The sequence below is a fragment of the Bathymodiolus platifrons methanotrophic gill symbiont genome, from assembly GCF_002189065.1.
Taxonomy (GTDB): Bacteria; Pseudomonadota; Gammaproteobacteria; order Methylococcales; family Methylomonadaceae; genus Methyloprofundus.
Map to the genome: position 1 here is coordinate 1 of NZ_BDMN01000248.1, position 1,725 is coordinate 1,725.

The following is a 1,725-nucleotide window of genomic DNA, read 5'->3' on the forward strand; positions in this document are numbered from 1 at the left end:
GGTCGCGTTAAGTTTTTGCCGCTTGCTTGGGCTGGGATGCCCAAAACAAGCTTTCGCAAAAATAGCGACTCCCCGCCATTTGTACGTTATCATATTTTCTTAATATTTCTTTGCTGGGTTGAGGCACGAAACCCAGCATTTACAGTGTATATATTCAATTCACAGATTTACCATGGCGATTTAATTTGCATGATAATTTCCTGTTTGAGACATAAAATATATTTTTTAACTAAATGTAATGTTTTTGTCCTGGTCTCTGCAGACATTAATTGCAGTAGCAGTCCCAGGAATAATAGAAAAACAAGTTCTTGATAACCTATCACACTAGAGTTGCCGCTTTTTCCTAAGTAGTGTTGCAATAAGGAGAAATGCAGTCCATCGCTGGATGCCAATAGATAGATTGTTCCGGCGACGCTATATAGTGTATAGATATAATTGCTATGCACTGATATTGCTACTAAACAGATTGCCAGGTATTGGTTAGCAACAGCCGATGAGAAAATGACTAATGCAATTGTATATAAATATAAGCTTTCTAAAGGTTTTTTAGTGCGTAAAAATAAGCCTAGAAACAATAAAGTCCCTATAAATAACACAAATATGGGTATTTTATCGATAATAACTTCGGGCGCAACGCCATTCCAGAAGGGGGCATTTGCAAATCCACGATAAAGAAAAACATGGTTTAGGATGCCATCAGCCCCTTTAGAGAGATAAGGTAAAAAACTGGCTAAAAATACTGTATAAGGAATGCTTAGTGTGATTAATTTATCCCGCCATCGGGTATTTTTAAAAGCTAACCAGAAAGGAAATAGAAATAGTAGGTGTTTGATACTTAGACAAACTCCAAGCAAGAAAAGCCCGAGTAGTGTTTTATATGAAAGCTTGTTGCTAGAATTATCAAGTGTTTTAATGCTAATCAAAGCCATTAAAATAGCCAGATTATCAAATTGGCTGTGATAGCCGGTAATGATGATGGATATCGGATTTAAAAAGAACAGAGTAGCGATTTTAAAGCCATACCATCGATAAAGGCACACTGCGATGGCAATATCAGTGATGCTTAAAAATGAAGTAACTTTCCAGCGTAAACTAAGTAGTGGGTCGCTAATAGGAAATGGCAGGGTGTCCAGAAAAGCAAGGATATGGAACCAGATAGGCCCATAGTTATAGCGCTGAGTCTCCTCATAGACATTACCTCCATTTGCCATAATGTCAGCAACGATTCTATAGGAGGCTATATCGAAGTTAAAACCTCTTTGAGCCACAGCCAGGCGTAGTAGTGCGCCAGCTACAATAACTAACATAAACCAGCCAAGGGAAGAGGGTTTATTAATAAGTGCTAAGCATTTAGTCAATGTGTTGCGCATATTTTGAGTTGATTAACGGTTGAGCAGTACAGTAGCTAGAGCTATTGTACTCCGGTGTTATAAATTTATAATCAATGTATTATCCGTAGGCTGGGTTAGATTTTTTTGCGAAGCAATAAAAACGTAACCCGGCATCTTAAGGGCCCCCCACAATGCTGGGTTACGTTATCTGCGCTACGCTAGATAATCTAACCCAGCCTACATGAAACACTAGGTTATTTAGGAACTGAAGTTTCCCAATAATTATTTATGGTAAAATTGAAACTATGCTACAACTATATGAAAAAAATAGTCTTTTCATTCGTTTCAAATGCTATTGCCTAAGGGGAATTAAGTAGGGGTTTGCTATAAACAT

1 protein-coding gene is annotated in these 1,725 nt (G+C 37.7%); it reads right to left on the reverse strand.

Going from position 1 to position 1,725, the window contains the following annotated elements:
* Window positions 1-167: 167 nt before the first annotated feature.
* A complete protein-coding gene (locus CDZ78_RS13935) occupies window positions 168-1,307 on the reverse strand; it encodes a hypothetical protein (RefSeq protein WP_087870554.1) in 1,140 nt (379 codons plus the stop codon).
* Window positions 1,308-1,725: the final 418 nt, after the last annotated feature.